We start from the raw sequence: 6,308 nt of genomic DNA on the forward strand, positions 1-6,308 counted from the left end.
TCGGGCATCTCCGGCGTCGAGGGCCTCGTCGCCCTCTACGATCAGCTGCGCAGTGCGCTCGCGAAGGTGACGCCGCAGGAGCTCGAGTGGGCCCAGAGCGAGGTCACCCGCGTCCTCGACAGCCTGCGGCGCCTGTCGGACGAGCTCACGCACCTGGCCACGCTGAAGGCCGCGCTCGACAAGGGGCACTGAGCCCGGGCTCCACGTCGCTCCTTGCTTGCCCTCGCGGGGGGCCGTGGGCTAAGGGCTCGGGGCCCCATGAAGGAGCGACGATGCGGACGCCGGGCCCCCGGACGATCGCCGTCCTGGCGATCCTCGGTGTGCTGACCGGATGCGCGGGCAGCGGGGGCGAGGGCGGAGGGGGCGCGCCGCCGAAGCGGGCGTGCACGACCACGACCCCGCCTTCCGTCTCCTTCTCGATGGACATCCAGCCCATCTTCAACCGCTCGTGCGCGCTCCCCACCTGCCACATCGGGCCGGTGCCGGCCGGCACCCAGGACCTGACCGCGGGGGTCGCCTACAGCCAGTCCGTCAACGTCCCCTCGACACAGGAGCCGCGGCTCAAACGCGTCAAGCCCGGCTTCCCCGACGACAGCTACATGGTGCGCAAGCTCGAGGGCGGGCCGCACATCTCGGGCGCGATGATGCCCTTGGGTTGCCCGGCCGTCCCGCCGGCCGGCGGCCAGTGCCTCGGGCCCGACGAGATCCCGGCCATCGTCCAGTGGATCACCGAGTGCGCCCCCGACAACTGATCCCGCTCCTCGGCGCGCTCGCCGTCCTTGCCGCCGGCGCGGCGCGCGCCGAGCCCTATCTGATGGTGCGCGAGGGCGCCAAGTGCAGCGCCTGCCACACCAACCAGACCGGGGGCGGAAAGCGCACGGCCTTCGCCCACATCCACGCCCACGACATCGAGCACGACCTGGACCTCCTCCCCGTCCCCCCGGGCGTGAAGCCGTTCAACGGCGAGCTCAACTCCTACGCCTCGATCGGCGGCGACCTGCGGGTGCAGAACGTCACCGTCTTCCAGGACCGTCCCGATCGGCTGGGGCGGGTGCCCGGGAACACGGCCTTCCGCCGCCACGTCCAGTCGAACGACAGCCGCCTCTTCGAGTTCCTCGTCTATGGCCAGGTGGACCTCCTGCCCGACTTCGTGACCCTCTACGCCGACGAGGACTTCACCACCGGCGCCAACAACCGCGAGGCGTTCGGCATGATCCGCGGCTTCCTCCCCTGGGATACCTACGTGAAGGCGGGCCGCCTCTTCCCGGCCTACGGGCTCCGCGTGCAGGACGACCAGGCCTTCATCCGCGCCCACACCAACTACACCTTCCAGACGCCCGACGAGGGCGGCGAGATCGGCATCCAGCCCGGCCCCTTCTTCCTCGCCTCCTCGATCACCAACGGGACGCCCGGCGACAAGGACGTGGCCGCGACGGTGAACGGCTACACCATGCTCGAGGACGTGCCCGTGGTCCGCCACCTGCTCGCCGGCGCCTCCTTCGCCCGCCAGTCGAACAAGCGGTACGTGGGCGGGTTCTACGGCGGCTCCAACTGGTGGCGGTTCACGTACCTCGGCGAGCTCGACTTCATCAACGACCGCACGCTCGGCAGCCCGCTACGCGACGACAGGTACGCCGCCTACGGCGAGGCGAACTTCCTCCTTTTCGACTGGCTCAACCTGCGCGGCGTCTTCGAGTTCCTCAAGGTGACGCGCGACCGCGACCGTACGCGCTACGCGATCGGCGCCGAGCCGTTCGTGAACCGCGTGATCCAGCCCCGCATCCAGTATCGGATCAACAACGGCCCTACGCGGCAGCCCAGCTTCAACCAGGACGAGCTCTGGCTCGAGCTGCACTTCTTCCTGTAGCGGCTACTTCACCGCCTCGACGACGATCCCCTGCATCCCGTTCTGGGTGACCTTCTCGCCCTCGACGGTCACCTTCTCCGCCGCCTTCTCCCTCACGGCCGCGTAGGCCTTGGCGTTGTCGTGGTCCTCGATCAGCAGGTAGAGCTGCTTGTCGGCGGTGAGCAGCCCCGCCGGGAGCCCCTTCTTGAGGCACACCTCGGCGCACTTCTTGTGCCCCGCGCCCAGGCTGGTCTGGGGATGCGCCAGGTAGCAGGACAGGTCCACGACCTCGCCGGTGACGCTGTCGGCGGCACCTGCCGGCATCACCGTCCAAGCGAGCAGCGCGCCCGCGGCCAGGGTCGTCAGCTTGACGCGTCTTCTCATCGCGCTGGTCCTCCGATCGCGACGCGCTCGGGCGTCGCCGTGTCGCTTCTGCGTAGCCCCGGCACCCGCCGGAGTCAACGCGCCTCGGCGGGCACCGTGTCGGGCGCGTCGAGCGGCGGCGCGAAGACGACCAGCGAGAGCGCCGGCGCGCGCCCCTCGCTCGCGAACCAGTGCACGGCGCCGCGCGGGATCAGGGCGGCGTCGCCCGCGGCGAGCGAACGGCGCGCCTCGCCGAGCGTGAGCACGCCCCGCCCGCGCAGCACGAACACCGTGAGGTCGTGTGCGACGTGCCGGTGCGGGCTCTCGCTGCCGCGCACCTGCACGAGGTGGTAGCTCGCGCTCGCGGTGCGGCCCACCTCGTCGGCGCGGATGGCCTGGCCCGCGGCGAGCGGGTGCGTGGCGAGGAACTCGTCGAGCCCGGCCGCGAGCGACCCGACCGCGACGCGCGGCGCGCGCGCGGCGCAGGCCGCGAGCCCGGCCGCGAGCACGGCGGCGATCCGCCTCCCCCTCGCCCCCCGGGCGTCGCACCTGGTCGCGCGGGCGCCATGGGGCGGCCCCGCGGGCCGGGTCATCGCAGGGCGCGCGCCACCGCGCGCGGCACCGAGAGCACCACGTCGGTCACCCTCTGCGCGATCGGCCCGCCGTCCATCACCATCTTCGCACCGATCACGAGCGCGAGCACACCCACCCAGAGGCGCAGCTGGCTCCGCCGGTCCATGATGACCCAGATGATGCAGAGCGCCGCGAACACCGCGACCAGCAGCAGCTCGCCCCAGTCCTCGTAGATCCCGCTATGGAAGAGCCTCCAGCGCGAGACCCAGATGGGCGAGTCGGCAGCGAGACCCGCCATCGCCTCCCACCTTCCAACAAGCATCCCCGCCTGCCCTTGCCCCAATCGGGGCCGCGTTGCAATAGTCGCCCCCGCGGCTGATGGGACCGATGCGCACCGTGGTCGTGCTCGTCGTGCTGCTCGCACTCACGCCGGCCCGCGCGCTGGACGGACGCCGGCTCCACGTCCACCGGGGCCGCCTCCTCGACGAGCGCCGGCGCGAGGTCACGCTGCGCGGCGTGAACGCGCGCGTCGAGGGCATCTTCGACGTCACCTTCGACGACGGCCGGCTCCCGCTCGAGCCGATCCCCGTCTTCGACGACGGCGACGCGGCTACGATGGAGCGCTTCGGTTTCAACCTCCTCCGCCTGCCGATCAGCTGGAGCGCGCTCGAGCCCGCGCGCGGCCGCTTCGACGCGGCATACCTCGACCGGATCGCGGGCGTGCTGGCCCTCTGCCGCTCGCACGGCATCCTGGTGCTGCTCGACTTCCACCAGGACGCGTTCTCCAAGGAGATCGGCGAGGACGGGGCCCCGCGCTGGGTGCTCGACCTGCTGCTCGGGCCGAACGGCTATCCCTACCTGGGCGGCCCGCTCACCGACCTGGGCGCCCGCCGCTTGGCGCCGGCCACGCTCGCGGCCTTCCGGCAGTTCTTCCTCGACGCGGGCGGCGTGCAGGCCGATCTCGCCGCGGCGGCGGTCGTGCTCGCGCACCGCTTCGCGCGCGAGCCGGCCGTCCTCGGCTACGAGATCATGAACGAGCCGCTCGCCTTCCTGGTCCCGAACGGCGACGTGGCGCTGCTCGCATTCCACGTGCGCCTGGCGCGCGCCATCCGCCGCGTCGACCATCGTCACCTGGTCGCCTTCGAGCCCGACGCGATCCGGAACGCGACCAACGCGGCACCCGTCCCCACCACCCCGTTCCCTGTCCGCGGCGCGCTCTACGCGCCCCACGTCTATACTGACGTGTTCGACGGCCACGACTACTCGAGCGGCGACCCGGCCGAGCTCGCGCCCTCGATGGAGCGCGCGGCGGCCGAGGCCCGCGGCTGGGGCGCGCCGCTGCTGGTGGGGGAGTACGGCATCGACCCGAACGCGTCGAATGCGAACGCGTGGATCACGGCCGAGCTCGACCTCCAGGACCACCTGCGCACGCACTCGGCGTTCTGGCTGTGGGAGGAGATCAGCCAGGGCCGCTGGGGCCTCTTCGACGGGGAGAGCTCGGAGCCGGACGGCGAGCGGATCGCCCGGACGACGGCGCTGTCGCGGGTGTACGCGCGCGCGGTGCCCGGCCGCGTGCTCGAGCACGCGTTCGATGCCGCCGCCAACACGCTCCGCCTGCGCTACGTCGCGCGCGGCACCGCCCCGCTCGAGCTGTTCGTCCCGCCCCGCCGCTACCCGGGCGGGTTCGCGGTGCGCTGCAATGGAAGGCCGGTGGCGACATCGCCGGGCCCGGTCGTCACGCTGCGCTGCGGACGGGGCCGGGGCGAGCGTCTGGTGGAGCTCAGCCCGGCCTCGTGAGCGTGGCGGCAGTCTCGTGACGTGTCTGCGCGGGAACCGCAGCGATCTCCGTCAATAGCTTGCTCCGCGCCGGGCGCGTCGGTATCAGGGGCGTCCTGACCTGGCAGGGGACGCTCACCGGCCTCTTCCTGCTCCTCGTGAGCGGCGGGCTCGGCCTTCCCATTCCCGAGGATGTGACGCTCCTCGCCGCGGGCGTGCTGGCGAACCGGCGCCTCCTCCGGCTGCGCGACGTGATCGCCGTCGGCTTCGCGGCCGTCGTGTGCGCCGACTGGATCATCTACCTGGCCGGGCGGCGCTACGGGCGCGAGATCGTGGCGCTGCCCCTGCTCGCCCGCCGGCTCGGCGCGGCGCGGCTCGACGCCGTCCGCAGCGCAGTCGAGCGGCACGGCGCTCGGGCCGTGTTCGCCGCACGCTTCATGCTCGGCTTCCGCATCGCGACCTTCCTTGCTGCGGGCGCCTTTCACGTCCCGGCCCACCGCTTCGCCCTCGCGGAGGCAGCGGGATGCGCGATCTTCGTTCCCGCGATGGCGACGCTCGGCTTTCTCTTCTCCGACCGCGCCGAGCGCGTCGCGCGAGACGTCGGCCGGGTGCAGCACTGGCTCGTGCTGCTCGGGCTCCTGGCTCTCGCCCTCTACCTCGGATTGCGCGCGTGGATCGGCCGCACCGGCCTCGGGGGCGAGGTGCCCCTCACGCGGGATCCGCCGCGCGAGGAGCGAGACGCCCGGGAGTGAGCGGCGGGCGCCGCCCCGGACCAGAGCGCCTGACGCGACTCGAGCATCGGGGGTATCACCCCCCGCGAGCCACGAGAGGGCGGGCTCAGCTCACGGGAGCCGGCGACACCGTCCCGAGATAGATGGACGACGGATGGTCCGGCCCGATGTACAGCGTGTCGATCCCGCCCGCCGAGTCCACCACCGTGGACGAAGTGGGCGTCTCGTGCGGAAAATCGCCGGTCGTGATGGTGAGCCGCAACGAGTGACCCGGCTCGATCACGGCGGAGGTCGGGAAGATCTCGATCTCGAGCGGCGTCGGCACCCCGGGCGTGAGCGCGACCTGCGACGCCCGGGTATAGGGATGCCACGGCTCGATCAGGTGTCCCTTCGCGTAGACCGAGCAGTCGGCGACGATCGAACGGCATGGCGTCGTGGTCAGGGCCCGCAGCGATGCAACCAGGGTCCCCGCCGTGATCTGGCTCGACGCGCCGCTGGGATCCACGTCCGAGACCGTCGCGACGACCTGGGTGTCGGCGGCCGTCGAGCTGATCCAGACGGTGGCGTCGATGGGACCCGAGATGGCGTACGGCGCGGCGAACGGCGGGGTCGTGAACGTGGCCCCCAGAACCTCGCTCGGCCGATTGTCGTTCTCGCACAGCCAGCCGGACACCAGGCCCGCCGTCCACTGCGTGGTCGACCGGGAGCAGGTCCCGTTGACCGGGATCCAGGGCAGCGTCACCGTCGTGTCTCCGCTGTCCACTGCCGGAGCGAGCGATCCGGCGTACAGGGCGGCTCCGCTGCCCGGCGCCGCGGACAGATACCAGGAACGATACGTGGTGCGCGACGCGGGGTACCTCGTGTCGGGAGCCCATTTCCCCGCGCCGAGATAGTAGGTCTCCACTGCGGGGAAGGTGTCGATCCCGTTGCCGATTCCCTTGAGCCAGTGATCGAACCACGCGAGCTGCAGGTTGTTGAGGCTGGGCAGCAGATTGCCCTTGGTATCGTAGACCGGGTTG

At 72.0% G+C, this 6,308-nt stretch carries 8 protein-coding genes; 4 read left to right on the top strand and 4 right to left on the bottom strand.

Annotated elements, in window-relative coordinates:
* Nucleotides 1-272: 272 nt before the first annotated feature.
* Nucleotides 273-752 (top strand): hypothetical protein, encoded by a 480-nt coding sequence (locus tag E6J59_14925; protein TMB18212.1) that lies wholly within the window; start codon nucleotides 273-275, stop codon nucleotides 750-752.
* Nucleotides 734-1,867 carry a hypothetical protein gene (locus E6J59_14930; protein TMB18213.1) on the top strand — a complete coding sequence of 378 codons (1,134 nt, stop codon included), beginning with the start codon at nucleotides 734-736 and terminating at the stop codon, nucleotides 1,865-1,867. Before E6J59_14925 ends, E6J59_14930 begins: the two co-directional genes overlap by 19 nt.
* Before the next feature lie 3 nt (nucleotides 1,868-1,870).
* Here the strand turns inward: E6J59_14930 and E6J59_14935 are convergent, their stop codons facing one another.
* From E6J59_14935 to E6J59_14945, 3 genes are all read right to left on the bottom strand, one after another.
* Nucleotides 1,871-2,230, bottom strand: a complete 360-nt coding sequence (locus tag E6J59_14935) for a hypothetical protein (protein TMB18214.1) — start codon at nucleotides 2,228-2,230, stop codon at nucleotides 1,871-1,873.
* Between the two features lie 74 nt (nucleotides 2,231-2,304).
* Nucleotides 2,305-2,718, bottom strand: a complete 414-nt coding sequence (locus E6J59_14940) for a cupin domain-containing protein (protein TMB18215.1) — start codon at nucleotides 2,716-2,718, stop codon at nucleotides 2,305-2,307.
* 80 nt (nucleotides 2,719-2,798) lie between these two features.
* Nucleotides 2,799-3,080 carry a hypothetical protein gene (locus E6J59_14945; GenBank protein ID TMB18216.1) on the bottom strand — a complete coding sequence of 94 codons (282 nt, stop codon included), beginning with the start codon at nucleotides 3,078-3,080 and terminating at the stop codon, nucleotides 2,799-2,801.
* An 80-nt stretch (nucleotides 3,081-3,160) separates the two neighbouring features.
* Here E6J59_14945 and E6J59_14950 point away from each other — a divergent pair, with 80 nt between their 5' ends.
* Both E6J59_14950 and E6J59_14955 read left to right on the top strand, forming a co-directional pair.
* Entirely contained in the window at nucleotides 3,161-4,579 is a 1,419-nt protein-coding gene (locus tag E6J59_14950) for a glycoside hydrolase family 5 protein (protein ID TMB18217.1), read from the top strand.
* 44 nt (nucleotides 4,580-4,623) lie between these two features.
* Nucleotides 4,624-5,310: a DedA family protein gene (locus E6J59_14955; protein TMB18218.1), complete on the top strand. Its 687-nt coding sequence runs from the start codon at nucleotides 4,624-4,626 to the stop codon at nucleotides 5,308-5,310.
* An 85-nt stretch (nucleotides 5,311-5,395) separates the two neighbouring features.
* Here E6J59_14955 and E6J59_14960 read toward each other — a convergent pair.
* Nucleotides 5,396-6,308 (bottom strand): CocE/NonD family hydrolase (locus tag E6J59_14960; GenBank protein ID TMB18219.1); only part of this gene is annotated, 913 nt, incomplete at its 5' end.

This window comes from Deltaproteobacteria bacterium (assembly GCA_005879795.1).
In the GTDB taxonomy this organism is placed as follows: domain Bacteria; phylum Desulfobacterota; class Binatia; order DP-6; family DP-6; genus DP-6.

Excerpts from the sequence above, each read along its gene's own strand:
- E6J59_14925 (TMB18212.1), top strand. The coding sequence starts at position 273 with ATGCGGACGCCGGGCCCCCGGACGATCGCCGTCCTGGCGATCCTCGGT.
- E6J59_14935 (TMB18214.1), bottom strand. The coding sequence starts at position 2,230 with ATGAGAAGACGCGTCAAGCTGACGACCCTGGCCGCGGGCGCGCTGCTC.
- E6J59_14945 (TMB18216.1), bottom strand. The coding sequence starts at position 3,080 with ATGGCGGGTCTCGCTGCCGACTCGCCCATCTGGGTCTCGCGCTGGAGG.
- E6J59_14950 (TMB18217.1), top strand. The coding sequence starts at position 3,161 with ATGGGACCGATGCGCACCGTGGTCGTGCTCGTCGTGCTGCTCGCACTC.